The sequence below is a fragment of the Rhizobium viscosum genome (assembly GCF_014873945.1).
Lineage (GTDB): Bacteria > Pseudomonadota > Alphaproteobacteria > Rhizobiales > Rhizobiaceae > Rhizobium > Rhizobium viscosum.
Map to the genome: position 1 here is coordinate 1,245,975 of NZ_JADBEC010000002.1, position 25,386 is coordinate 1,271,360.

Consider the following 25,386-nt stretch of genomic DNA (forward strand, 5'->3'; position numbering starts at 1 on the left):
GGTATACCATAAGATCGAATGTCAATAGCTTGCCGGAATCATTTTTTGAAGCTAAAGAGGAGAAATGATCAAAAACACCGATACCATCGCCGCTTTACGCATCGAAACTCCGCCAGCCACGCTACGCGAGATCGCCCTCGAGCGTATGCGGCGCGCCATTATCAGCGGCCTATTCGAACCCGGCGCGCGCCTGGTGGAACGCACGCTTTGCGATCACCTCGGCGTTTCCCGTTCGGTTATTCGGGAGGTCATTCGGCATCTGGAGGCAGAAGGCCTGGTAGAGATGGTCGCCAAGCAGGGACCAATCGTCGCCCGGCTGGAATGGGACGATGCCCGTCAAATCTACGAGATAAGAGCAGCCTTGGAGGCGACTGCCGTTGCAGATTGTGCGCGGGTTGCCACCGATGAGGTGAAAGCTCAACTTCGCGAGTCACTCGACGAACTCGACCGGACCTCCCGCCAAAATTCCCCATTGGGAATATTGGACGCGACGACGACTTTCTATGAGATTATCTTTCGCACCGGCGGCCACACGATTGCCTGGGACATCGTCAGCCGCTTGAACAGCCGCATTTCACGGTTACGTGTAATGACGCTCTCAAGCGCCAACCGCATGGCCTCGGGGCCAGCTCAGATTCGTGAAATCTTTGCCGGCATCGAGCGCAACGACCCCGAGGCCGCCGCTAGAGCCTGCCGAGCGCATGTTGCAGCGGCCGCCATGATCGCGGAAACTATTCTGGGAAAAAAACCAAGTTCGGTTCTCCCTGCTTCAGAGTGACCGCCCGGTACCCGAACTGGGGTTCTACACGGGAGCGCCACGCGGCAGAGGCCGTTATCGTCGCCTTCCGCCGGCATACGTTGCTGCCGCACGATGATTGCCTCTCACTCTTCAGCCGACCATCTCACACCTAACGCGTTCATCGTTGCACAGGTGTTTGCAACGCCGCGGCATTTCGCATCTGCCGAAGGTTGGAGGCGACGCGGGTGAGCATGAAACTCCATCGCCTTGATTGGTATCGAACTGTCGGCACCATATTTGTCTTCGCCACTTCTAGTCAAATCAACTGCTTGGCTTTCGAAGTGGAAGACGGCCTATTCTCCAAACGGAAGTTCAATTTCTTCGCGGTTTCTTTTTGCGCCCTCGATCAGGACCGTCTTGAGCCGCTCGGCATCTTGTGCCGGCAGCATTCCCGCTCCGGTTCGAATACCTTCTTGCCACGCAGGGCCGCACTCCCATGCTTCGTTGTAGACGAGCGCTAGGTCGGCGGATCGCCTCGTCTGCTGCAGGGCTTCAAAGAGCAGCGCAGCTTGACGAACGTCCTTCTCTCGCTTCGCCGGCCCCTGCCCGTCAGTGTTTCGGCGGCTGCGACTATGAGCTTGTGGACCACATACCGGGACGGATCAGGGACGACGACTGGGACACCGCTTCGGTGGAGCAGCGTTGTCCTGACGGGTTCCCTTATGAGGAAGTCGAGAAAGCGTAGTGGATCCGCGCTGGCGGCATCACCAGACTTTCCATTTCGGTTCGGCTCAAACGTGCCACGAATGCTCTCGTTAGTCTTTTGTCTGACGGGATTCCGACCCTGGCTATATAGGCGCTCCAATCCCGTCAGATGCCACTTCAATTTGAAACGGCATGGATATGCGTCTGGTGAGCAATGTGCTGCTTCTCCCGGATGAGATTCAGGAAGGCGCGCTCATCGAGGTTTTCGGCATCGAGACCTTCCCAGTCGAGCGCGGTCTGCATGAGCGCCATATCCATCAGACGTACGAGATCCATGAGCTCCAGTGATGAAGCACTGTCTCTTGCAGCAGAAATAAGACGGAAGAGCCGCAGGAACCCCACCGGCCCATTGTTATCGATCATATCAGAAATTCCATCGGCCATCGCCTTGATTTGCCTCCGAGCTTGGCGAAAGTTTCGCGACCGGACAGGCCAGCCTGCATCGATCCCGAAACGGAATGTTGAAATCGGATCTTGCCCGCCGCAAAACGCTAACACACCTCATCAGTTGCGTAAATGATCAGGTCAGATCGATTTAAACGTCGAAAAAAACTATCAATTACTTGGAAGTCTGAAAAAGAAAAAACATCTCACTGGTAGTATTTCCAGGGGAGCCAATGGCCAAAATTGGCGCTCGCGATCGTAAAACTGCGACGTCTCGGCACCGATCGGCTGTCGTTCTTCAACAATTGCCCGTAATCCCCGATTAAGTATATTGTTGAGCCTCCACTAATACGCGAGGCGGTCGTGAACAAAGCCTTCCCTCCTCTTCCATTCGGCAGCGAACGCGCCGATCTGGATAAATCGCCACTTGAAATCAGAGGCCTGCTTTCGCAGCCGATCTGGCGCGAGCTCAGGACCTTTCTGGCGGTCGCCAAAAGCCCTTCCTTTGCTCAAGCGGCCGAGTTGCTCGGCACCAGTGCGCCAACCGTCAGCCGTGACGTGAAGCGCCTTCAGGACCAGATGGGTTCGCAACTCGTCATCTCGACCTTTTCTGGCGTCACGCTGACGGAAACCGGGCGCAAGCTCGCCATCCAGGTTGCAGAGCTCGATTTCCAGCTGTTTTCCCTTTCCAACGACCTGAAGGATGAAATGGACGCCGTCACCGGACGGGTTGCCGTCAGCGTGACCTCCGGCCTTGCCGTCGCCATCGTCGCTCCCGCCGTGCCCCGACTGAACGACAACTATCCGCGCCTCAATCTCGACATCCGAGAACAGGTGTCGCTCGTCAATTTCGAGAAGAACCAAGCCGATCTGATGATCTCGCTCTCTCCGATTTCGAGGGCAGATGTCGACTGCGTCGAGATCGGCACTCTTCATCTCATTCCGATCGCCAGCCGTGATTATCTGAAGAAATCCGGTGTTCCACAGCGCCAGTTCATTTCCCAGCACATCTATGTGCAATGCAACTATTATGCTTCCGAACGCGAGATCTGGGATGGCTGGCGCGGCCTCGTCGAAGCCGGCCACCAGACCCACAATTGCGAGAATTCGCTTGCCTATTTTGCCCTCGTTCGCAACGGCGCCGGCGTGGGACTGCTCGGCAATTACGTGCTCGCGGATCCCGAACTCGTGCCGCTTGACCTCGGCGTGCATGTCGCCCTGCCCATATACCTGATCTCGGTTGCCAATCGCCGACAGTCGAGACCGGTGGCCGCCGTCTATGACTGGATCGTCGAGATTTTCCGGACCAACCCGTCTTTCAGCAGCAGATTGACCTTTCCGTCCGGGCGGCACGAACAGGAAGAGAGCTTGCGCAGAATGCTCGAAACTATCGCCCCTCCGCCGCCTTCGCAATTTGGCTGAGCTCCTCCGAGATCGAAAGATAGGCATTTGCGACATCCTCCAGGAAGCCGGCGAGCTCGACCGGCTGCACTGTCGGATCATTGATGAGACGACGCACCATTTCGGTGTGCAGTTTCGTGCGCGTGAGAATTTCCTCCTGCAGCGCAGCCGTTGCGGACATGTTGCCCGCGTTCTTCAAACCTGCCATTGTCATGCCGTCTCAAACGAACTCGGTGCGTCCCACTGACCTTCGACGCGCAACAGCAGGGCGCTGCTGCTTTCCATGGTAATCGGGTCCGATGATGCGGGGATCGTGCCGACTACGGTCAGGTACGGCTCCGGATGACCGGCGATCTCCACTGGCGGGCTGTCGACGATCTCCAGATCGAAGAGGATGGTCCACAGCCGCGCAAGACGCTGCTCGGCCTGGGTCAGAACCTTCGTATAGCCCTTGCGCGCCACGTGATCGAAGGTCATCTGAATGCAACGCTTAACCGTAAAAGGGTGTCGGTACTTTTCGCGGAAGCAGGTTCGTTCATACTTGGCAAAATCGGCGAACCAGCGGATGCGAAGGGAACCAACCGGGTCTTCGCCATCATAAAAGACGAAATGCGTGGCCTGATGATCATTACCGTCGAAGATGAAGGAGGGCGAGATACCGTGCTCATGGACAAAGCAGATACTTCGCAAGATCATCGCATCCCGAACATGATCCGGGGTCGTTGCGACTTGGCATCGAAGATTGGGATATTTGTTCACCATCGGTCGGCCTCTTTGTCTGTACAACCCACTTCAACTCCAGAACGCGTGCTGCGCGAAGGACGAAGATTTCAGGGGGGATTTCAAAAATGACGGACCCTTCCAATCCGATGGCAACCATCATCGCTCTCTGCGCGGAAGGGGCACGCCGGTTTGGCGACGATCCGCGGGCCATTGCGAGCTTCGTCGAAAATGAAATTGCGCGTCTGTCGGAGAGAGAGCAGCGGCAACTCAAAGAACAACTGACGCTTTTGACAGATGGAGGTGGATCTCAAAAGCCGATCATGTAAAGAGAGCCTGCAAGTTCTGCAGTCGACGAAAGTATTCTCAAGGATAGGTATGAAAGATCAGGAACTGAATTTGGCAATCGGCCAGAGATTACGCTCCGTGCGCGCCGCTCGCGGCTTCACCCAGAGCGAGCTCGCTGCGCATATCGGCGTCGCGTTTCAGCAGATCCAGAAATACGAAAATGGGACAAACCGCCTGTCCGTCGCGGTCATGCTGCGGTTATGCGCCTTCATGAAGGTCGATGCCGGCTGGTTCGTCAACGGCATCGAAACCGAGGCGGGCGCTGGCGTCGAGGACGAGGCAGCCTATCTTGCCAGGGAAATCGAGCGCATCTCGGATTTGAAGATCCGACGCAATCTGACGATGCTGATCCACTCCCTGGCTTCATCAACCCAGCAAGTTGAGAACGCCTGAACAGCCTGGTCGAAGGCGCGAGGCCATCTGGGATCGATAGCAGATTGATTGCAGCGTGGTGTCGACCGCGACACCGTGATCGTGTTTTTCGATGCACGCACATCGCCCGCGACGGGAGCCCTAAGCCGACACCGGTTCCTCCACACGCGCGACTGTCGTATCGTCCGCCTGCGGCGTGCCCAATCCAGTGCGCCTGGCATGTGTTGACCTGAGCCTGAAGGCAAGGATCGATGCGACCGGCCGGTGAGATAGGCCGTAGCGATCGCGCACCGTGCAGCGACCGGCAATTTTGGTTGACTGCCTCAATCGGCAAGTGAGATCACATCTCCAATCTGCACCATCCCGCTATGGCGAGGACGGCAGTAAACGCCCATATGCCGGCCTCCGAACCTCATCACATTGCGAAGAATTTCAGGGTCATTATCAAGCCCCTCCTGAGCAATGATTGCAAAGCCGCATCGCTTCGTCGGTGCGATCACCTTTCCTGCGATCGATCCCATGAGGATCGGACGATCAATCCAATTGAGCTCGGCAAAACCGGTGATGTCAGCTTCTGCCTGCACATAGATGTTGGGCCGGAATCTGCGCCGGTCGGGATTGCCGGCCGGATGAAGCTGTTGGAGATGGTCTACCGATGCTGTTGTCAAGAGATGGACAGGCGACACATCGTACCGATCGACTGCGAATACCTGCTTGTCATCTTCGCGCACCGAATGCTCGTAGGGCCTGACCTCTACCTCGAATTCGAAAAATCCAGTCAGAGCGACGGACAGCTCCGCCTGCGCGACCCCGAGCCACGGGTGGTCCGGCACCTGCACCTCGACCGCGCCGTTTGCGGCCGTCCGCGAGCGCACATAAACCGCCTTTTGCCACCGCTTGTCGCGTTCGGGATGAGCAACGATGCCCGTCGAGACCTCAACGAGCGCGTAGCGCCGATCGCCGTCCATCCCCTTGTCGGAGATGCTTGCCTTATCGAGCATCTCACCGGTTACAGAGCTGACCGGGTAGCGCCATAACTCCTTGATCACGCCGACAGAGCTCATGTTCAGTGGCTTTCGACGAGGTTCGCGCGGACTTGCGATGGCGTCGCTCCGAAAGTCCGCTTGAAGGCCCGGGTGAAATGCGAGGCGTTCTCGAAACCGACGTCCAGTGCAATTTCGATCATCGAGCGCTTCGAATGCGCGAGCAGCACCTTGGCACGCTCCAGACGCACGCGCTTGTAAGCCTGGGCCGGCGACATGCCTGCCTTCTCCAGGAAGACGCGTTCGAGTTGGCGGCGCGAGAGCCCGACGGAAGAAGCCAGGGCAGGGATCGATATGCCGAACTCCATGTTCTGCTCCATCATGATCATCGCAGCTCTCACACGGTCATCCTCGTAATTTTCGTAGAGCGGCCTGTGCGGCTGAACATCAGCTGGCGAGCGGGCCTTTTCGATCTGCAGGACCTCCAGCGCGTTACGCTCTGCCTCCGGGCTGATGGCCCGCCGTACCAGAAGCGCGGCCATGTCGGCCGCACTGCTTCCGCCCGCGCACGATCCGCGATTGCGGTCCAGATTGAACAGCCGGTCTGAACGAACCGGCAAGTGCGGAAACCGTTCCTTGAATGCATTGGCATGCAGCCAGCTTACGCAGCTCTGGTGGTTTTCCATCAGGCCTGCTTCGGCAAGAATGAATGTACCGGTGCACAGCCCGATCAACGGCACACGTTGGGCGGAAGCGCGCTTCAGGAATGCGATTGTTTCCTGATCAACCGGCCGATCCACGGTCAACAAGCCGCCGACCACCACGAGATAGTCGAAGCGGCCAGGGTCTACGAAGTCCGATGTCGGCGCAACCTGCACGCCGCAACTCGAGGTGATCAGATGACGCGTGCTGCCGAGCACCTGCCAGTCTGCAAGGACCCTCCCCGAGCGATCGAATTCGTCACTCGCAAGCCGCAGCGTGTCGACGAAGAGCGCGAAGGCCGATAGCGTGAAGGACCTCGCCAATACGAAGCCGACCTTGAGCTGTTTGGGAACGGAGGCTCCTTCTCCCGAGCGAAAGTCATCTGGTCTCATCGTCATGCCTCTTGTCGCTGCAGCATTTTTTACTGGATCTTGCGAGGCGCACCGGGTTCCCGCGGGTAGGAGCGTCGATGCAGTAGATGCTGTTTTTCATGGACGCCCCTCAATGGCTGGCAGGCGCTGGAGTTTTGTCGAGCAGGCCGCGGCTCAACCGGTCGAGCAGGAGCGCAACCGCTACGATTGCAAGTCCCGCCCGCAAGCCCAATCCCATTTCCATGCGCGTCAGGCCACGCGTAACCTCGGCGCCAAGCCCCCCTGCCCCGACAAGACCCGCCAGAACAACCATGGCCAGAGAAAGGAGGATGCACTGATTGAGTCCGACCAGCAGTGTCTGCTTCGCCAACGGAATTTCGATCTTCCACAGAACCGAGCGTGCGTCCGCACCGATCGCGCTGCCGAGTTCACGGAATTCGTTTGGCACCTGGTTGAATGCCAATGTAGTCAGACGCAGCATCGGTGGAATGCCGTAGACAATGGTCGCGATGATCGCCGGCACGCGTCCAAGACTGAAGATCATGACCGCAGGGATCAGATAGACCCAGGGTGGAACGGTCTGCATTACGTCGAGGATAGGTCGGACGACGGCTGCCAGAGTTTTGTATCGAGAACAGAGGACACCGAGCGGAAAGGCAATCAGCACCGAAATCAGCACGGCAACCGTTACAAGGGCAACTGTCTGCATGGATGCGGTCCAAAATCCGACGATCAGGCAGAAGCCAAGGCAAAGCCCTGCAAGGATGGCTGTTCGGATGCTGACGGCAAAGAAAGCGATGATCACGACGGCGGCTATCAGCGCATAGGGCGGCACGAAGAGAAGTGCCGCCTCGATTCCCGAAAGAACGGATTCGACCATATAGCTGATCGCAGAGAACAACGGATGAAGATTGGTATTGAGCCAATCGACTGCCGGGGCCAAAAATGCGCCCGGTGAAAAATGAAGAAGCGGAGGATTCATGACTGTCTCCCCGTCCCAAGCCGGGCCGCGCTCTGGGTTATACGGTCAAGTACCATGGTCAGGACGACGATTGCGATCGCGCCGTTGATCGAGGTAGCGATATCGAGTGTCCGGATCGCGCCATAGATGGTTTCTCCGAGCCCGCCGGAGCCGACGATGCCCGCAATCACGACCATGCCGAACGCCATCATCAGGCTCTGATTGATACCAGCCATAATGCTCGGAAGTGCAAATGGCAGCCGGATCTTGAAAAACATCTGCAAGGGCGTGATGCCGTTCGCCTCACCCAGTTCGATGAAGGCCTTCGGTGTCATGCGAATGCCGAGCGAGGTCAGCCGGATTGCCGGCGGCATCGCCACTACGATCGTCGCAATGAGAGCCGTTGCCGGTCCGTAACCCAGCAAAGCGATGGCCGGCAAAAGGTAGATGTAAGGCGGAAGCGTCTGGATCAGATCAAGACCAGGTTCCATGAAGCGATCGAGCGCGGTGAAGAAGCCTGCCGCAATGCCGATCGGGATGCCGAGAGCAAGCGCAAGCACGGTTGCGGTGAGGACAAGCGCCAGGGTGCTCATCGTTTCGGGCCACAATCCCATCGAGAAGCAGAGAGCAAGCGCGACGCCGCTCAAGGCAGCGAACCAGACGTTTACGAGCCGCCAGCCAATGAGGGCAATCGCAATTGCCACTACGTAGAACGGCGGAAACTGGAGCAGCCAAAGTATGCCGTCATAGAGGCTTTCGAGCACCCATCGGATATTGTCGAAAAGTGTCTCGCCATTGTCGCTCACCCATTCGATTGCGGCGTCCGTCCATTCGTCGAACGTGTCTGTAAAGCTTGAAACGTCCATGTCACTCAGCTCCAGTTGGCGGTCAGGCGGCCGCGCGATCGTTGCTCGATGTTCCCTTGACTCCCATCAGGAGGCTGCGGGGTGTCACGACGCCGACCACCTGGCCGTTATCGACGACTGCGATGGCATCGCGGTCCGACTGCATGGTAAGGGTGATCAGTTCATCGATGTCCGCATCGGGAGTGGTGCGCACCAAGGCGGAAATATCGGAGTTTGGCGTGCTGCGCTGGAATTCGGTAACGCTGTGCATCACGGAATGCGCCTTGATCAAGTGGAGCCGCGAGATACCCGCCACGAACTCGGCGACGTAGTCATCAGCCGGATTGAGGATGATCTCCTCGGCCGTACCGGTCTGGATGATGACGCCATCCTTCATGATGGCAATGCGGTCGCCGATGCGGATTGCCTCGTCGAGATCATGGGTGATGAAGACGGCGGACTTGCCAAGCGATTTGGTGAGTTGCCGAAACTCGTCCTGCAGCTGCCGGCGGATCAGAGGATCGAGCGCACTGAAGGGTTCGTCCATCAGGATGATCTCCGGGTCCGAAGCCAGCGCGCGGGCAAGGCCGACGCGCTGCTGCATACCGCCCGACAGCTCCGTCGGATAGCGATCGACCCAATCTGCAAGACCCACGGTTTCGAGGGCAGCCCTTGCCGTCTTATGGCGCTCCGGTTTGGCAATGCCCTGGACCTCAAGCCCGAAGGCGGCGTTGTCAAGCACGGTTCGATGCGGCAGAAGCGCTACGCTTTGAAACACCATGCCGATGTTCTTTGCGCGCATATGCCGGAGCTCTGTCGTCGACAGGGCCGCAATATCCCGGCCCTTCACGAAAACTTTTCCGGAACTCGGGGTGATGAGCTTGTTGAGCAGGCGGATCAGCGTTGATTTTCCGCTTCCCGAAAGGCCCATGATGCAGAAGATCTCACCGCGCCTCACCTGCAGGCTCGCGTCGGAAACGCCGACGACGCAGTTGAATTCCTTGAGCACTTCTTTCTTGCCCAGCCCGCGATCGGTAATGGATTTCATTGCGGCAGCTGATTTGTCCCCGAAGACCTTCCATAGGGATTGGCAGTCGATCAGGATGTCATTGGCATCGGCATTTGCTGCTTTCATAGCGATCCCCTTTGAGCCAATTCGAGCTGGCTTCTGTCATTGGGTTTGGAAGTGGCCGTCCGGCATACCGAACGGCCATGTCACATCAATCTTTCTTGATGTTTTCCCAGCGCTTGATCAGGTCTGCATGCGCGCCGACCCAATCCTGAACCGCCCGGTCCATCGTCTTTCCTTCGTTGACGGCACCGTTGATCGCCGTGATGTCGGCCAGCGGTACATAGACGCTTGCCATGACTTCACGGGCATGCGGGTTCTCTTCGGAAAAGCCCTTATGACCGATCCAGTAGTAGCTCTGGGGCGGCGGGAAGACGCCCTTGGAATCCTTGAGATATTTGATCGGATATTTCTGCACCATCCATGACGGCTCCCAGATTGTCACGGCCGTCCATTCCTGTCGGTCATAGGCGGACTTGAGCGCGGCGGTCATGGCCGCGGTACTGCCTTCGACGAGCTGCAGCTTCAGGCCGTAATCCTTGACGGCGTTGGAAGCGTCCCGCATCAGGCCCGAGCCCGGCTCGATCCCGATGATCTTGCCGCCGAACTTGTCGGCATTTTCATTAAGCTGTTCGATCGTGTCGATCGGCACGTATTTCGGGACCGCAATACCCTGATAGAGGCCATGCGAGACCGGCGAAATCTTTTCAAGCCGGTTCTTGTTTTTGTTCCAGTAGTCCTGCGCCACGTAGTCGGTCTGCGAAGCAAGCACCTGGATGTCGCCCTTGGAAAGGGCGGCATAGGCAATGCCCCATTCGGAGAATTCCGTGACCTTGACGGTATAACCGGCATCTTCCAGCACTTTCTTGGTGATGCCGGTGATGGGCGTCAGATCCTCCCAGGACAGCGTGCCCATGTTGATGGTCTTTTCTTCCGCACGGGCGGGAAGCATACTGATCCCGACAATGGCGGCCGCGCAGAGCGCTTTCCACAAAGTCTTCATTGTTCTTACTCCTAGTTTCTGTTCCCATTTTTGGTGAAGCCCTGCGAACCGCGCAGGCTCCACATTGCGCGGCGATGGATCAACCCTCGCGGCCTGCACGCAATTCCTGAAACCGAATGACCGAATTGACGCCGAGCCATGCGAAAGGCTCCGGCGGCAGCCTGCTCGGCTCCGGTTGATTCCTGTATTGGTCGAGCTGCGGGCTGCCGACGCCTGCCGCGAGATCGGCGGCCATCATGCCGGCAAGCGTGCTCTTGACGGTTCCAAGCCCGTTCTCGCAGCAGGCCGAATAAAGCCCTTCCTCCACTTCGCCGAACGCCGGGACATGGTTGCGGCTGAGACACAGTGCGCCCGCCCAGCTGAACTCCAGGGGCAGGCTTTCCATCTGCGGAAAGCGTGCATCAAAGGACCGGCGCTGTTCGGCGGCAATCCCGGCAACACGCCGGTCGGAAACCCTGAGGCCCGGATCATAGGTAAAGCGCGTGCGGATCACGATGCGGGAGCGACCATTCACGGTGACCTTTCGGACAGTCGCGCCCATCGGGTCGGCGGGCAGCAGCGCCCAGCGATCGACACCGGTGACGTCGGTGCCGAATTCGTTTTGAGAAAAGGCTGATGTCATGGATGCGTAGGTGAAGATGTGCATCAACCGCCCGCGAAAGTGGCCGAAGCTTTCGATATGGCCGTTTACGCCGAGTATAACCTTGGGTGCTGAGACCGATCCACGGTTGGAGCGGGCCTTCCAGTGACGACCTTCCCGCGAGAGTTCCAGGACCGGTGAATGCTCGAAAATGGAAACCCTCTCGTGCAATCCACGCGCCAGGCCACGGATATAGTCGGCCGGCTGGATCATCACCGCGCCCGGCGTATAAAGGCCGCCACGATAATAGGTCGTCCCGGTCATTCGACGCATCTCGTCCGCGTCGAGAACGCGATGATCCTCGCCGATCTTTTCCAGCGAGCGCCGATAATTGTCGTTCAACGCCAGCCCTCTGTCCGAGGCCGCCGCGTTGACCTTTCCGGACGGATCGAATGTCTCACTGGGCAGCCCGAACTCGGCTGCGACACCGGCTGCGAAGGAAATCGCCAAACGGTTCTGCACTATTTCCGCCTTCGTCGAGGCTTCGTCCGCAACCGAATATTCGCCCGACGACAGATTGTGCGGCACGTCGATCATGAAGCCGGAATTGCGGCCTGCCGGTCCTTTGGCCAACTCCCGCGCGTCGAGGACGACGATCTTGTCCTCTGGGCGGTGCTGTAAGAGGCGGCGTGCCGCTGACAACCCGGCAAAGCCGCCACCGATAATCAGCCAGTCGGCGGTGATATCACGATCGAGCACCGTGGCGGGAAAGCGGCGTTGGCTGATCGCTTCCCAGCCCGAAATGCCGGTGTCGACCGGCAGTCGCTTGACGACGTGCCGCGTCATCTGATCGTCTCGTCGACGGATCGATCTGACACGTCGATCCAGATGGTCTTCAGCTCGCAGTAATTGTCGTGGGCGAAGGCCGACTTGTCGCGGCCGCCGAAGCCGGACTCCTTGTAGCCGCCGAACGGCGTGGTCGCGTCGCCCTCGCCGAAGCAGTTTACCGTCACGACGCCCGCCCTGATTTCGCGCGAGAGCTTGATCGCGTTGCGAAGATTTCCGGTATAGACCGACGCCGTCAGGCCGTAGTTCGTATCGTTGGCAAGGGCGACAGCCTCTGCAATCGTGTTGAAGGTCGTGACCGAAAGAACCGGTCCGAAGATTTCTTCCTGGAACAGCCGGCTCGAACGTGTCACGCCGTCAACGACCGTCGGTTCAACAAAGACGCCTTCGCGCGTTTGACCGCCATGGGCGAGCGGGAGCTTTTCCTTCCTTGCATCGTCGAGGAAGGACGTAACCTTCTCGAAATGGGCCTTGCTCACGAGCGCGCCGATCCGGTTTTCCGGATCGAGCGGATCGCCGGTCCGCCACTCCCGCATATAGGCGCCGATCCGCTGCAGCAATTCGTCCTTCACCTTGGCGTCAACGATCAGACGCGACGTGGCCGAGCAGTTCTCACCCATATTCCAGAAGGCGCCATTGACGACCTGTTCGGCGACGAGATCGAGATCCTCCGCATCGTCGAGGACGACGGCCGGATTCTTGCCGCCGCATTCGAGCACCACCTTCTTGAGGTTGGAATCCGCGGCATACCGCAGGAACCGCCGGCCCGTCGGCGTCGATCCAGTGAAGGCGATCATGTCGACGTCCATGTGCATGCCGAGCGGTTCGCCGACGTCCTTGCCGCTTCCCGTCACCACATTGAAAACGCCTGCAGGCACGCCGGCCTCGTGGGCGAGTTCGGCAACACGGAGCGTGGTCAGCGTCGTGTCTTCGGCAGGCTTGACGACGACAGAACATCCGGCAGCGAGTGCCGGGCCGATCTTCCAGGCAAGCATCAGCAGCGGAAAGTTCCAAGGCAAAACGCATCCGACCACGCCGATCGGTTCGCGCACGATCATGGCCAGCGCATTCGCTCCAACCGGCGCCGCGTTGTCGTAGAGCTTGTCGATCAGTTCGGCATGCCAGCGAAGCGTATGGATCGTATCCGGTATATCGACGGTCTGGCACTCCCGGATCGGCTTGCCGCTGTCGAGGCTCTCCATGACGGCAAGTTCATGACGATTGCGCTCGATGAGCTTGGCGAGCTTCAGCAATACTTCCTTGCGCTCGCCGGGCGAGCGCAGCCGCCAGCGTCCGTCCTCGAAGGATTGACGGGCCTTGAGCACAGCGTGATCGACGTCGGTCGCATCACATGCCGCAATGTCGGCGAGCAGTTCACCGGTCGCGGGGTTCGTGGAGCGGAAAACACGGCCCGACTTCGCCGGGCAGAAAGAGCCGTCGATGAAGGCATTTGCCGGAAATCTGAGGTCGGCGGCGATCGCCTTGTATTCAGCGGCAGTCAACGGTTCATGCATGGCGATTGGCTCCCGACGTTATCTGGCCGACCGTGCGCTTCAAGGTGGAGACGACGGTCTGCAATGTTCGTTTTTCTTCAGAGTTGAGAGGACGGAGCGGAGCGCGCACAGAGCCGGTCCTCAGCCCGATGATCTCGCATCCGTGCTTGATCGACTGAACGAACTTGCCGCATTCGAGGAAATCCATGAGCGGCAGCATCGCGGCCATGATCGCCCTGCCCTTATCGAAGTTCTTCTCGATGACACAGGCCTCATAGAGAGCGACGTGCTCGCGGGGCAGGAAGTTCGAACCCGCACAGACCCAGCTCCTTGCACCCCATGCGAAGAATTCGAGCGCCTGATCGTCCCAGCCGCAGGAAAGCGAGATGTGCGGAAACTTCCGGGCAAGAAGATGCAGATTGCCCATGTCGCCGGAGCTTTCCTTGATGGCGATGACATTCTTCGATTTGCTGACGCGCGAGAAATATTCCTCACCCATCATGATGCCCATGCGCGCCGGGTAGTTGTAGAGCATGATGGGCAAGTTCGCTGCGCGATCGACGGTCAGCGCATGAATTGCATTTTCCCGCTCGGTGGGCAGCGCGTAAGGTGGCGATGAAACAAGGATGGCGTCTGCGCCAATCTCCTTGGCAGCCTTGGCGTACTCGACAGAATCCTCGGTGCGGGTAGCGCCGGTGCCGACGATGAGATGGGTCCGGCCGCCGAGGACGTCCTTTGCGTAGGACGCGAGATCAAAACGCTCTTGACTGGTCTGAGCATAGTATTCACCTGTCGACCCACCGACGATGATGCCATGAACGCCCGCCTCGATGAGAGATTCCAGCACGGCCGCAAAAGCTTTCCGGTCGATCTGCCCGCTGTCGTCGAGCGGCGTCACGGCCGGCGTATATATCCCCTCGAACTTCACGATGACTTCTCCAATGATTGCGTGACGGGACCGCCAACCGGGGAATCCGCCTTCAGCCCCTGCGGAGCAATGAACATCTCCATGTTCTCGCGCGAGAGTTCCCAATGTTCGAAAACAAGATCGACGACAGTGTCCTCGTCGTGTGCGCCCAACGCTTCGATGAAGCCGTCGTGGTGGTCGACAGCCAGCTGTAAACGCCTCTTCATGTCTTCGTTGCGCGGACGAAAGAAGGTGTGCCCAATCCGGGCGTGATCGATGAGGAGGCGACCTAGGCTCGGCTGCAGATATGCATTCGCCGACATCTCGCCGAAGATCTCATGAAAGCGATTGTTTTCCAGAACCATTGCCAGCGCGTCCATATTGCTGCTGGCAGTCCGAAAGCGTTCCTGCGTCTGCTTGAGGTCGGCGAGCTGGGCTGGCTTGAAATTCTGCACGGCCAGTCTTCCGATCGCGGCATAGATCATTGGAGCGACGAGGAAGAAGTTGCGCAGCGTCGCATGATTCATCGGAATGACCCGCGCGCCGCGATTTTCACGAATGTCTATATAGCCCTCCCCTGCCAGCCGGCGGAAAATATCCCGAACCGGCGTTCGCGACAGGCCGTAGCGCTCGCTCAGGCTGACCTCGTCGAGATCGGCGTCGGGATCGAGTTCCATCGTCAGAATCTGTCGTTTCAAATCTTCGTACAGGTTGCTCTTGGTCGCCTTGGCCATTCGGGCTCGCTCCTCGTTCCTTGCGGCAGACGATACACCGGTTGCGTCAGGAGTCAATAAATTGTGTACTTTGCGTACACATTAATTAGATCAATCATTATACAATCCTTGACGCCGCCGCGGCCGCGGCCAACGCGGCTTTCGAAATCTCGGCAGCAAACAAGCGGTTAAGGGAGAAGCAATCGGTGTTCAGGAATTGGCGTTTCGCACGTGCTACCGGCCAGGCTCGCTTCAGAACTGAAACGCTGGTTCCGCGTGAAAATGCCAGGATCTCCTGGCAATGGAGGCAATCGCGTTCGCGAGTTTCCGAACGGACTGTTGGCGATGGTCTGAGGATCATCGCCTCCGAGCTTCCGCCGCATGGTGTCCCGGCAGCACCCAATCGATGATCAATGCGATTTGACACAGGCCACGGCATTTTACGATCAAGAGTGCGATAATGCAGGTCGGCTCGCTCTCTCCGCGAGAGGCTACCGTGGGCGCTTCCGCCATGAGACATTCAAAGGTAGTTCTTGAATCGAGCCAGTTCCACCGTCATTGCGCCCTTCATCAGATGCGCAGATCGCTAAAGTCTTCGGTGTCTGAAGCTTGGAAGCAATTCGTTTGCTTCGGGCGCGGTGCACAGGTGATGGGGCAGCGCCTGTCTTGAACGGCCTCGCAACAGGACTGCGAGGCCAGTAGCGCTTTGATAGCCTCAGGCGGCGTTCGGATAACGTACGGCGTACCAAGTCTTGAACAGGCGATACTGGTTTTCGAGGTGACGGCGCTGCGAGTTACTGAGCTTGTCGGTCTCGTTGAAGTGCAGCGCGTATTCCTTCTCGCCGTTCAGCACCATCAGATACTTGTAGTGCAGCACGAGATCCGGACCTTCGTCATAGGTCGACAGAACCATCAGCGCCTCTTCGAGCTCGCGGGCGGCGCTGCGGGCGGCCGCATCGCCCTTGGCTGCCTGTTCGCAGAGCGAGACGAGGTGCAGCACTTCCTTCGGCAGCGCATTGCCGATGCCGGTGATGGCGCCGCCTGCACCGCAGTTGACGAAGCCGTGATAGACGCCGGTATCGACACCGACCATCAGCGTCAGCGCGTCATCGCCCGACGTGATGTTCTCGGCCGCATAGGTCATGTCGCTCTTGCCGCCGAACTCCTTGAAACCGACTAGGTTCGAGAAGCGCGAGCGCAGATCGAAAAACAGATCGGCGCGCGTTGCAAAGCCGTAATAAGGGCTGTTGTAGATGACTGCCGGCAGGCCCTTGGCCGCTTCGAGGATCGCGGAGAAATGGTCCCGCTGGGCCGAAACGGACGAGCCGCGCGACAGGACGCGGGGGATGACCATCAGCCCCTTGGCGCCCACCGCCGCGGCATGGGCTGCATGGGCTGCAGCAGACTTGGTATTGACGGCACCGGTGCCGACAATGACCGGAACGCCCGCCTCGACGAGGCGCTTGACGCCCTCCTGGCGCTGTTCGTCCGTCAAGAGCGGCCAGTCGCCCATCGAGCCGCAATAGACGACGGCTGACATGCCGAGGCCGATCAGTTCCTTGCCCTTGCGGGCAAGCGCGTCAAAATTTGGGCTGCGGTCGTCGTTGCAGGGCGTCATGAGCGCCGGGATGCAGCCTTGGAATACGGAACCAGTCATCGCCAATCTCTCGTTCTCTTAAAAACTTCCCCGGACAGCGGGGTTGATGAGGCATGTAGCACCCTGCCGACTTCTTGTCGACAAGAAAAATACAGAGAGCAATTTTCCTGCAATGCTCGCGAGGTGGTGCGAGCATTTTTTGGGCCGGCTAGAGCGCCAGCGTCGCGTTCTGGCGGGAATCGGCGGTGATGTAGGAGCGGATTTGGCCGACGATCTGATGAGCATGAGCAGATGCCAGGCTGTCGGCCAGCGTCACGTCGCGATTGATGATCGCCTGGATCATCTCCTCGTGCTCGCCGACATATTGGCGCGGCAGCACATCGTTGAAGGAAGAATAGTAGAGCCTTAGAATGCGGCGGCCTTCATCCAGCAGCCGGGTGAAAAGCTCGACGTAATATCTGTTCCGGCCGGCCTGGGCGATCGCGATATGGAAGTCGCGATTGGTCGAAATCATGCCGAGCACATCGCGGTTTTCGACCGCTGCCTCAAAAGCCTTTTGCTGCACAAGGATGGCGGCGATATCGCCTTCGGCGTGATTGGCAGCCGCAAGCCGCGTCGTGACGCGGTACATCAGCGTCAGCGCATCGAAAAATTCCGGCAGGCCGAGGAAATCGATGTTCGAGACGATCGTCGCGCGGTTGGTGAGCGTGGTGATCAGGCCTTCGGCGGCAAGCCGCACCAGGGCTTCGCGGATCGGCGTGCGCGACAGCGCAAAACGATCCGACAGCTGCTGCTCGTCGATCGGGCTGCCGGGCGGCAATTTCAGCTCGATGATCTCGTTTCGAAGCGTCTCATAGACCGTCGATACACCGGAGCCGCGCCTGTGCGTTTGCAGTTTTTCGGTCTCGTCCACGCGCCCATCGTCCTTTCAAGCAGCCGAGTTTACACCCAGTTACTAGCGAATCCGAAAAGGGACTTCAAACTTAATATACTTGCTGTCGGCAGGCGGAATTTTGAATGTTCCTTCTACCTCGGCAGGAAGACGGACGATGCCTATTCCTGCTTGCCCGGCTTGCCGACGCGGAGGGCGTCGCTCAATTCCATCCGCGCCGTGCCGATCAGCTGCTCCATGGCAAAACGCGCCGCGTCGGGCCGCCGCATGCGGATGGCATCAAGCACATCCTGATGCCGGGCAATGGCGTAGTCATGGCTCTGGCTTGCCCGGTTGGTCAGGCGGAAGCTTGCGAGCAGGGCGGCGCGGATGGCGGTCGCGAACTGGCGGAACACCCAGTTGCCGCTGGCATTGATGATGGCGGTGTGGAATTCGAGGTCCGCCTGGCTCCAGGCCTCGTTGTCGCGGGCGTTGGCGGCCACCATGTCCTCGAACGCTTCGGCGATCTGGGCGAGCTGCTTGGCTGTGGCGTTCGCCGCCGCCTGTGCGGCAGCTGCCGGCTCCAGCAGTTGGCGGGCGTCGAGGAGCGAATCGTAAAAGCTGCGGTCGTCGCTGAATTCGAGCGTTGCATCGAGGACCATCGGATCGAGATAGTTCCAGCTCTCGCGCGGCAAAACACTGGTGCCGGCACGTGTGCGGGAGCGGATCATGCCGAGAGCCGACAGATACTGCATCGCCTCCCGCAAGCTGGTGCGGCTGACCCCATAGACTTCGGAAAGCTCGGCTTCGTTCGGCAGCAGCGAGCCTTCGGCAATATCGCCTGACACGATCTGCCTGATGAGCTTCTTCAACAGCTCCTCGCGCACGGTACGCCGTCCCTGTTCCGGGTTGGCTGACGTACTTCCCGTTCGCAGAAGTCCCGATCGCGTACTCATAACGTCCCCCGTACCACTGGCCTCGTTGTCACCATGAGCAGCGCCATGCTTTCTCATCAATGGGCAACCGCAGGCTCAGCAGGCTTCTCCCAAGAAATCTGATCATCATGTGCGGCTGCCGCGCCCGGCGGCCGACGAGCGCATATTGTCGAGCAGGACGGCGATCAGAAGAATAAGACCGCGCACGACATATTGATAGAAGGCCTGGATGTTGAGCAGGTTCATGACGTTTTCGGCAATGCCCATGATCAGCACGCCGACGATCACGCCGGTCATCGCCGCGCGGCCACCGGCAAGCGACACGCCGCCGAGCACGCAGGCCGAGATGACGGACAATTCAAGGCCCGTCGCCGCATTCGGCTGGCCGGACGTGATGCGCGAGGCGAGCAGAATACCGGCGATGGCGCAGACGAGGCCCTGTAACGCGAAGATCCAAATGCGCATCGTGACGACATTGACGCCGGCAAGGCGCGAAGCCTCCGGATTGCCGCCGATCGCCAGCGTGTTCTTGCCGAAGACGGTGCGGTTCAGCACGAAGCCGAAGACGATGAAGAGCAGGATCATGATCCAGATCGGCGTCGGCACCGTCAGGAAACGCGAAAGCGCCAGCTGATAGAAGGCTGGATCGTTGATGCCGACGGCACGGCCATCAGAGGCGATCAATGCCAGGCCGCGGACGATCTGCATGGTTGCGAGCGTCGTAATCAGCGCATTGATGCGGAAGCGGGCGATGACCACGCCATTGACGACGCCGACGATGCTGCCGCAGATCAGGGCTGCCAGCAGGCCAAGAGGAATGGAGCCGGTCGAGTTCGATACCATGACGGCAATCATGCCGGAAAAGGCGACAGTAGAGCCTACCGAGAGGTCGAAGTCGCGCGAGGCAAGGCAGAACATCATGGTGCAGGCGACGATGCCGATCGTCACCACCGACTGCAGGAGGCCCAGCATGTTGCGTTCGGTCAGGAAGCTCGGCACGGTCAGCGAGACGATCACGAAGGCGATCGCGAAGATCACCACCAGACCCTGTTCGCCGAGAAGGACTTTTTTCAACGCGTTCATGACTGCTCTTCCTGAAATTAAATTGTGCCGGCGGCGTTCTTGTCGGGCAGGGCCGCGGTCAGAATGCTGCGTTCGTCGAAATCGGCGCGCGCCACGTTGGCGGCGACGCGGCCCTGGCACATGACCATGATGCGATCGGAAATGCCCATGACCTCGGGCAATTCGCTCGATATGACGACGATCGCCATGCCGCCGGCTGCGAGTTCGTAGAGGATCTCATAGATTTCCGACTTGGCCCCGACATCGATACCGCGCGTCGGCTCGTCGATGACGAGCACCTTGACGCCCTGTTCGGAGAGCCAGCGGCCGAGGATGACCTTCTGCTGGTTGCCGCCGGAGAGATTGATGATGTCCTGCTTGCGCGAGGGCGTGCGCACCCGAAGCTTGGCAATGAACTGCTCGGCGACCGAGGCTTCCTTCTTCGGGTTCAAGACGCCGAAGGGCGAGAAGTGGCGACGCGAGGAGATGGCGATATTCTCCTCGATTGACCGGCCTTGGATGATGCCGTCGAACTTGCGGTCCTCCGGGCAGAGAACCATACCGGCATTGATCGCAGCCTTCGGATTGCTGGGAGGAACGACAACGCCATCGATTGCAACATTGCCCTGATGGCGGTGGTCGGCGCCATAGAGCAGGCGGGCCATCTCGCTTCGCCCGGCCCCGATCAGGCCGAAGAAGCCGAGGATTTCACCCTTGCGGACGGAAAAGCTGATCGGGGTGCGCAGTTTCGAGCCGGAGAGGGCCTTGACCTCGAGCCGCACCTCACCGAGGGGGCGTTCGCGCCAGCCCCAGATATTGTTGATCTCGCGCCCGACCATTTCGGCGATGATCTGCTCGCGTGTCGTCTCGACGACTTTTGGGTGATGGGCGGCAAGCTTGCCGTCGCGCAGGACGGTCAAGCTGTCGCAGAGCCGGAAGATCTCGTCGAGGCGATGGGAGACATAGAGGATAACGGTGCCCTTGGCCTTCAGCTTGCCGATGAGGGAAAACAGGATTTCGCTTTCGCGCGACGAGAGCGACGAGGTCGGCTCGTCGAGCGCGATGACGCGGGCGTCAAGCATGACGGCCTTGGCGATCTCCACCATCTGGCGGGCGCCGATCGAGAGCGCGGACACTTTTACCGAGGGATCGACGTCGATCCCGATCTCATCGAGCTTGGCGCGAACGGTCTCGACCAGCGTCTTGCCGTTGATGACGCCGGCCTTGCCGGGAAAGCGTCCGAGCCAGAGATTTTCGGCAACCGTCAGTTCCGGAACGAGTTGCAGTTCCTGATGGATGACGATGACGCCGGCATGAAAGGCATCGCGGACGGAGCTGTATTTCTGCTCGACGCCATCGATGAGAATGCTGCCTTCATCGGCCGACTGGTCGCCCGAGAGGACGCGGATGAGGGTGGACTTGCCGGCGCCGTTTTCGCCCATCAACCCGTGCACGGCGCCCTTCTCGACGCCGAAGGAGACGTTGGACAGCGCCTGGACGCCCGGATAGCCCCTGGAAATGCAATTGAATTCGAGGAAAGCCATCATCGCTCCGTCGAGAATAGGCCCGGCGGACGAAACGCCGCCGGGATGAGATCATCATCGGAGGATGATTATTCGATGCCGAGGTCCTTGCGAACCTTTTCATAGTCGCCGCGCAGCGCCAGCGAACCCGAGGTCAGCGTCACTTTTGCCGGCTCCTTGCCGTTGGCGATCCAGTCATACATGTCGAGCGCGGTTTCATAACCGTGACGCTTCGGCGAGATGATGACCGTGCCGAAGAAGCCGGTCGCAGACGGCTTCTTGAACTCGTTGATCGCCGATTCTGCGCCACCGATGCCGACGCCGATCATGTTGTCGGTGGGGATGCCGACCGATTCAGAGGCACGCACGGCGCCGAGCACGGCCTCGTCGTTGAGGCCGAAGGCGACCCAATATTTCACGTCGGCATGCTTGTTGAGAACGGTCGTCGCGGCATTGAGCGCGGCTTCCGTATCGGTCTTTGCCTGCGGCGCGTCATAGATGTTTTCGGCCGGGAAGCCGGCAGCCTTCAGAACCGAGATTGCGCCTTCGACGCGGTCGACGGCGGTCGGAAGCTGATCATAGGAAACGCGGACCGCGCCGACATTCTTCATGTCCCAGCCGCGCTTCTTCATCTCATCGACGATCGCCTGACCGACGCCTTCGCCAATCTTGGTCGCGGAAATGCCCATATGCGGCACGTCTTCGAGCGGTTTGCCATCGGCGCCGACCAGGCGATCATCGACGGTCATCAGCTTGAGCTGGTTGGCGGCTGCCTTAGCGACGATACCGGGGCCAAGCTTGACGTCAGGCGTGCAGATGATGAAGCCTTGCGCACCCTGCGCACCGAGGTTGTCGATCGCCGACTGGACCTTCTCGCCGTCCTCGGCGCCGATCTTGACGACGGTGAAACCCTTTTCCTTGGCGGCCTGGTCGGCGAACTTCCATTCGTCCTGGAACCAGGGCTCTTCCGGCTGCTTCACGATGAAACCGATCTTGACATCCTCCGCCAAGACGGAGCCGGCGGCCAGAACGGCAAAGGCGCCAGCGAGGATGGCTGCTTTGAAGAAGCGCATAATCTCTCTCCCTAAAATCTCGATCTGCCGCTCACTCGGCAGCAGCCATTGGATAAAAATAAACATCATACCAGTCAAGATTTATGTATGATTATTTATGCGATTCAGCGGGTGAAAAGCCGACTAAATTCATATTAACGCCGCTCTGCGTGCCAAAGCCACCGGAAAATCGGGGCAAAATGTCGTCAGAGCGGTAAAATAAATCCTATATATATTGACATTCGATCGACCGATAATAGGGTGCCGCCACAGTCCGGATCAGCCCCGATCAGGGGAAGGCATTGCTTCATGACGATCATCGATTTGCAGGACGGTGCACTATCGGCCCGTGTCTCGACGACCGGCGGTGTGCTCCTTGATTTCTCCTGGAGGCGCGATGGCCGGGAAATTCCGCTTCTGAGATCGTCAGGCGATGATGCCGATGCACTGTCGTCGGCCTGCTATCCGCTCGTGCCCTTTGGCAATCGCGTGAGGAGCAATCGCTTCCGTTTCGAAGGACGCGACTACAGCCTGCAGCCGAACACGTCCTGGGACCCACACTACCTCCACGGAGATGGCTGGCTCGCGGAATGGACGCTTCTTTCCAAGAGCGCCACAGGCGTTGAGATCGGTCTCCGCCACCGGGCGGACGGCACGCCCTATAATTATGAGGCGAAGCAGAGCTTCACATTGTCGGGCGAGGGGCTGAAGCTGCATATGAGCGTGGAGAATAGCGGTGAGGCGGCCCTGCCCTTCGGGCTCGGCTGGCATCCGTTCTTTCCGCTGACGGAAGGCACGACACTTCTTGCCGAGGCACAGCGCTTCTGGACTGAGACGGAGGGCTGGCTGCCGGGCGAACCGGCCGAGATCCCTGCCGATCTCGATTTCTCGCAGCCCGCGCCCCTCCCGCAGCGCTGGATCAATAACGGCTTCGAGGGCTGGAGCGGCAAGGCACGCATTACCTGGCCCGAGGCCTGCACAGCGCTTGATCTGACGACAGACCCGATCTTCCGCAATGCGGTCATCTTCCTGTCGGACGAGCGCTTCGACCCCGGATTCCGCCGCGACTATTTCTGCTTCGAACCGATGTCCCATCTCGCCAACGGGCATAATCTTCCCGGGCTTGGCGATCTCAAGGTCTTGCAGCCGGGCGAAAGCATGGAAGGCGCGATCCGCCTGCAGCCGCAGGCCATATCCTGATCACGAGAGAACGAGCGTAAAGAGGAAACAGACGATGCCAAACCGCCTTTCCGGAAAACGGGTCTTCATCACGGGTGCCGCGCAGGGGATTGGACAGGCGATCGCCGAAGCATATGCTGCCGAGGATGCCCACCTCTTCCTGGTCGACCGCGATGAAACGCTGCTCAAAGAGACAGCCGCAGTGCTTGCATCAAAGGGCACGGTGCTTGGCTATCAGGCGGCCGACATCACCGATGCTTCGGCCATAAAGGCGGCCGTTGCCAAGGCGGAAGTGCAGATTGGCCGCATCAACGCCCTCGTCAACAATGCCGGTGTCAACGTCTTTGCCGAGCCTCTGCAGACGACAGACGAAGAATGGCAGCGCTGCTTCGACATCAATCTCAAGGGCGCATGGCAATGCTGCCGTTCGGTTCTGCCGCACATGATTTCGGAAGGCGGCGGGGTGATCCTCAACATTGCCTCGACGCACGCTTTCACCATCATTCCCCACACCTTCCCCTATCCGCTCGCCAAACATGCGCTGCTCGGCATGACCAAGTCTCTCGGCATCGAATATGCGGCCCAAAACGTGCGGGTGAACGCGATTGCGCCGGGCTATGTCTCGACCCAGAAGGTCATCGATTACTGGAACAGTTTCCCCGATCCGGAAAAGGCCAAGGCCGAAACGATGAAGCTGCATCCGGGCGGGCGCATCGCCACGCCGCAGGAAATCGCCATGGCGGCGGTCTTCATGATCTCGGACGAATGCACCTTCATGAATGCCACCTGCCTGACGATCGACGGCGGCTTGAGCGTCATGCAGCACCAGTAACAGCGAACCCCTTCCCTCTTTCCACGGCCTCAGAGTGCAGGCGCTCACAGTCATTGTCTAGTTTTTGCGCAGCAGCATTACTTGACACAATTTTGGGCGGTCCATAGAGTTTTATCCATCTGGTAAAAAGAGGGGAACTCATGAAAAATCAGATCATTATGTCTCGCCGCACGGTGCTTGCCTCCGGCATGGCACTCGGTGCAACCGCCTTTGCGCCCAGGCTCCGGGCACAGGAAAAACTGAAGGTTGCAGGCATTCACGCCTCGCCGGTGGAAAATGCCTGGAATTCCTGTCTGCACAAGGCGCTGCAGGACGCCGCTTCGGAAGGCGTGATCGACTATGTCTTCTCCGAAGGGGTCTCGGGCACCGACTATCCGCGTGCGATGCGCGAATATGCCGAACAGGGCTCAGCCCTCATCGTCGGCGAGGCCTATGCCGTCGAGCGCGAGGCTCGTCAGGTTGCTGCCGACTATCCGAAAACCGCCTTCATGCTGGGTTCGAGCGGCGAAGCGTCAGGCGACAATTTCGGCGTCTTCGGCACCTGGAACCATGACGGCGCCTATCTCGCCGGCATGCTGGCCGGCAAGATGACGAAGTCGGGCATCGTCGGATCTGTCGGCGCGCTGCCGATCCCCGAGGTCAACATGCTGATGAATGCCTTTGCTGCCGGCGTGAAGGAAGTCCGCCCGGATGCCAAGCATCTCGTCGCCTTCATCGGCACCTTCTTCGATCCGCCGAAGGCGCGCGAAGCGGGTCTTGCCCAGATCGATGCCGGCGCCGACATCCTGTTCGGCGAGCGTATCGGCACGGCAGACGCTGCCAAGGAGCGCGGCATCAAGTCCGTCGGTTCGCTGATCGACTATACGCCGCGTTATCCCGACACCGTCTTTGCCAATGCGATCTGGGGTTTCCGCCCGATCCTCAATGCGGCGATCGCCGATGTGAAGGCCGGCAAGCCGACCGGCAACAATTACACGCGCTTCGGTCTGATGAAGGAAGGCGGCAGCGATATCGTCTACGTCAAGGGCGTCGCACCGGCGGACGCCGAAGCGGCGATGGAAGCCAAACGCGCCGCCATCAAGTCCGGCGCCTTCGAGGTTCCGATCATGCCCGAGGAGCCGAAGTAAGCCGGC

26 protein-coding genes and 2 pseudogenes are annotated in these 25,386 nt (G+C 59.3%); 8 read left to right on the forward strand and 20 right to left on the reverse strand.

From position 1 onward, the window contains the following. Nucleotides 1-64: 64 nt before the first annotated feature. Complete coding sequence (locus H4W29_RS26505) at nt 65-778, forward strand: GntR family transcriptional regulator (RefSeq protein ID WP_192731796.1); 714 nt, start codon at nt 65-67, stop codon at nt 776-778. Nucleotides 779-825: 47 nt separating this feature from the next. Continuing rightward, nucleotides 826-980, forward strand: a pseudogene (locus tag H4W29_RS26510) (IS481 family transposase); the annotation flags it as partial. A 112-nt stretch (nt 981-1,092) separates the two neighbouring features. Here the strand turns inward: H4W29_RS26510 and H4W29_RS26515 are convergent. Next, a pseudogene (locus H4W29_RS26515) lies at nt 1,093-1,499 on the reverse strand (GSU2403 family nucleotidyltransferase fold protein); the annotation flags it as partial. A 122-nt stretch (nt 1,500-1,621) separates the two neighbouring features. Continuing rightward, nucleotides 1,622-1,888, reverse strand: a complete 267-nt coding sequence (locus H4W29_RS26520; protein WP_192731797.1) for a hypothetical protein — start codon at nt 1,886-1,888, stop codon at nt 1,622-1,624. A gap of 363 nt (nt 1,889-2,251) precedes the next feature. Between H4W29_RS26520 and H4W29_RS26525 the strand changes: the two genes are divergently transcribed. Beyond that, on the forward strand, nt 2,252-3,310 hold the full coding sequence (locus tag H4W29_RS26525) for a LysR family transcriptional regulator (protein WP_192731798.1): 1,059 nt from the start codon (nt 2,252-2,254) through the stop codon (nt 3,308-3,310). On the opposite strand, the gene H4W29_RS26530 is transcribed toward H4W29_RS26525, so the two are convergent. Beyond that, nucleotides 3,276-3,503 (reverse strand): hypothetical protein, encoded by a 228-nt coding sequence (locus H4W29_RS26530; RefSeq protein ID WP_192731799.1) that lies wholly within the window; start codon nt 3,501-3,503, stop codon nt 3,276-3,278. The two genes, H4W29_RS26525 and H4W29_RS26530, sit on opposite strands and share 35 nt — an antisense overlap. Further along, nucleotides 3,500-3,985 carry a GNAT family N-acetyltransferase gene (locus H4W29_RS26535; protein WP_192731800.1) on the reverse strand — a complete coding sequence of 162 codons (486 nt, stop codon included), beginning with the start codon at nt 3,983-3,985 and terminating at the stop codon, nt 3,500-3,502. Before H4W29_RS26535 ends, H4W29_RS26530 begins: the two co-directional genes overlap by 4 nt. A 152-nt stretch (nt 3,986-4,137) precedes the next feature. Between H4W29_RS26535 and H4W29_RS26540 the strand changes: the two genes are divergently transcribed. Then, nucleotides 4,138-4,338, forward strand: coding sequence for a hypothetical protein (locus tag H4W29_RS26540; RefSeq protein WP_192731801.1), 201 nt, complete (start codon nt 4,138-4,140; stop codon nt 4,336-4,338). A 49-nt stretch (nt 4,339-4,387) separates the two neighbouring features. Then, nucleotides 4,388-4,750, forward strand: coding sequence for a helix-turn-helix domain-containing protein (locus H4W29_RS26545; RefSeq protein ID WP_192731802.1), 363 nt, complete (start codon nt 4,388-4,390; stop codon nt 4,748-4,750). Nucleotides 4,751-5,052: 302 nt separating this feature from the next. Here the strand turns inward: H4W29_RS26545 and H4W29_RS26550 are convergent, their stop codons facing one another. From H4W29_RS26550 to H4W29_RS26625, 16 genes are all read right to left on the reverse strand, one after another. Further along, nucleotides 5,053-5,793: an MOSC domain-containing protein gene (locus H4W29_RS26550; RefSeq protein ID WP_192731803.1), complete on the reverse strand. Its 741-nt coding sequence runs from the start codon at nt 5,791-5,793 to the stop codon at nt 5,053-5,055. 2 nt (nt 5,794-5,795) lie between these two features. Continuing rightward, entirely contained in the window at nt 5,796-6,806 is a 1,011-nt protein-coding gene (locus H4W29_RS26555; protein ID WP_192731804.1) for a GlxA family transcriptional regulator, read from the reverse strand. Nucleotides 6,807-6,915: 109 nt separating this feature from the next. Next, nucleotides 6,916-7,767: an ABC transporter permease gene (locus H4W29_RS26560; protein WP_192731805.1), complete on the reverse strand. Its 852-nt coding sequence runs from the start codon at nt 7,765-7,767 to the stop codon at nt 6,916-6,918. Further along, the gene (locus H4W29_RS26565; RefSeq protein WP_192731806.1) at nt 7,764-8,612 is read right to left on the reverse strand and encodes an ABC transporter permease; all 849 of its coding nucleotides are present in this window, start codon (nt 8,610-8,612) and stop codon (nt 7,764-7,766) included. Before H4W29_RS26565 ends, H4W29_RS26560 begins: the two co-directional genes overlap by 4 nt. A gap of 22 nt (nt 8,613-8,634) precedes the next feature. Continuing rightward, complete coding sequence (locus tag H4W29_RS26570; protein ID WP_192731807.1) at nt 8,635-9,726, reverse strand: quaternary amine ABC transporter ATP-binding protein; 1,092 nt, start codon at nt 9,724-9,726, stop codon at nt 8,635-8,637. Nucleotides 9,727-9,811: 85 nt separating this feature from the next. Beyond that, nucleotides 9,812-10,663, reverse strand: coding sequence for a glycine betaine ABC transporter substrate-binding protein (locus H4W29_RS26575; protein ID WP_192731808.1), 852 nt, complete (start codon nt 10,661-10,663; stop codon nt 9,812-9,814). Nucleotides 10,664-10,742: 79 nt separating this feature from the next. Further along, nucleotides 10,743-12,089, reverse strand: coding sequence for an NAD(P)/FAD-dependent oxidoreductase (locus tag H4W29_RS26580; RefSeq protein WP_192731809.1), 1,347 nt, complete (start codon nt 12,087-12,089; stop codon nt 10,743-10,745). Beyond that, nucleotides 12,086-13,603, reverse strand: coding sequence for an aldehyde dehydrogenase (locus tag H4W29_RS26585; RefSeq protein ID WP_192731810.1), 1,518 nt, complete (start codon nt 13,601-13,603; stop codon nt 12,086-12,088). Before H4W29_RS26585 ends, H4W29_RS26580 begins: the two co-directional genes overlap by 4 nt. Continuing rightward, the gene (locus tag H4W29_RS26590; RefSeq protein WP_192731811.1) at nt 13,596-14,510 is read right to left on the reverse strand and encodes a dihydrodipicolinate synthase family protein; all 915 of its coding nucleotides are present in this window, start codon (nt 14,508-14,510) and stop codon (nt 13,596-13,598) included. Before H4W29_RS26590 ends, H4W29_RS26585 begins: the two co-directional genes overlap by 8 nt. Next, a complete protein-coding gene (locus H4W29_RS26595; protein ID WP_183742317.1) occupies nt 14,507-15,223 on the reverse strand; it encodes a GntR family transcriptional regulator in 717 nt (238 codons plus the stop codon). The genes H4W29_RS26590 and H4W29_RS26595 overlap by 4 nt, the downstream gene beginning before the upstream one ends. A 694-nt stretch (nt 15,224-15,917) precedes the next feature. Next, on the reverse strand, nt 15,918-16,859 hold the full coding sequence (locus H4W29_RS26600) for a dihydrodipicolinate synthase family protein (protein ID WP_192731812.1): 942 nt from the start codon (nt 16,857-16,859) through the stop codon (nt 15,918-15,920). Between the two features lie 148 nt (nt 16,860-17,007). Further along, nucleotides 17,008-17,712 carry a GntR family transcriptional regulator gene (locus tag H4W29_RS26605; RefSeq protein ID WP_192731813.1) on the reverse strand — a complete coding sequence of 235 codons (705 nt, stop codon included), beginning with the start codon at nt 17,710-17,712 and terminating at the stop codon, nt 17,008-17,010. Between the two features lie 140 nt (nt 17,713-17,852). Further along, nucleotides 17,853-18,626, reverse strand: coding sequence for a FadR/GntR family transcriptional regulator (locus H4W29_RS26610; protein ID WP_192731814.1), 774 nt, complete (start codon nt 18,624-18,626; stop codon nt 17,853-17,855). A gap of 105 nt (nt 18,627-18,731) precedes the next feature. After that, a complete protein-coding gene (araH, locus tag H4W29_RS26615) occupies nt 18,732-19,688 on the reverse strand; it encodes an L-arabinose ABC transporter permease AraH (protein ID WP_192731815.1) in 957 nt (318 codons plus the stop codon). 17 nt (nt 19,689-19,705) lie between these two features. After that, nucleotides 19,706-21,211 (reverse strand): L-arabinose ABC transporter ATP-binding protein AraG, encoded by a 1,506-nt coding sequence (gene araG / locus H4W29_RS26620; protein WP_192731816.1) that lies wholly within the window; start codon nt 21,209-21,211, stop codon nt 19,706-19,708. A gap of 68 nt (nt 21,212-21,279) precedes the next feature. After that, the gene (locus H4W29_RS26625; protein WP_192731817.1) at nt 21,280-22,263 is read right to left on the reverse strand and encodes an arabinose ABC transporter substrate-binding protein; all 984 of its coding nucleotides are present in this window, start codon (nt 22,261-22,263) and stop codon (nt 21,280-21,282) included. Nucleotides 22,264-22,551: 288 nt separating this feature from the next. Between H4W29_RS26625 and H4W29_RS26630 the strand changes: the two genes are divergently transcribed. From H4W29_RS26630 to H4W29_RS26640, 3 genes are all read left to right on the forward strand, one after another. Then, nucleotides 22,552-23,442, forward strand: a complete 891-nt coding sequence (locus H4W29_RS26630) for an aldose 1-epimerase (protein WP_192731818.1) — start codon at nt 22,552-22,554, stop codon at nt 23,440-23,442. A gap of 34 nt (nt 23,443-23,476) precedes the next feature. Continuing rightward, on the forward strand, nt 23,477-24,253 hold the full coding sequence (locus H4W29_RS26635) for an SDR family oxidoreductase (RefSeq protein WP_192731819.1): 777 nt from the start codon (nt 23,477-23,479) through the stop codon (nt 24,251-24,253). A 140-nt stretch (nt 24,254-24,393) separates the two neighbouring features. Continuing rightward, a complete protein-coding gene (locus tag H4W29_RS26640; protein WP_192731820.1) occupies nt 24,394-25,380 on the forward strand; it encodes a BMP family protein in 987 nt (328 codons plus the stop codon). The last annotated feature ends 6 nt before the right edge of the window (nt 25,381-25,386 follow it).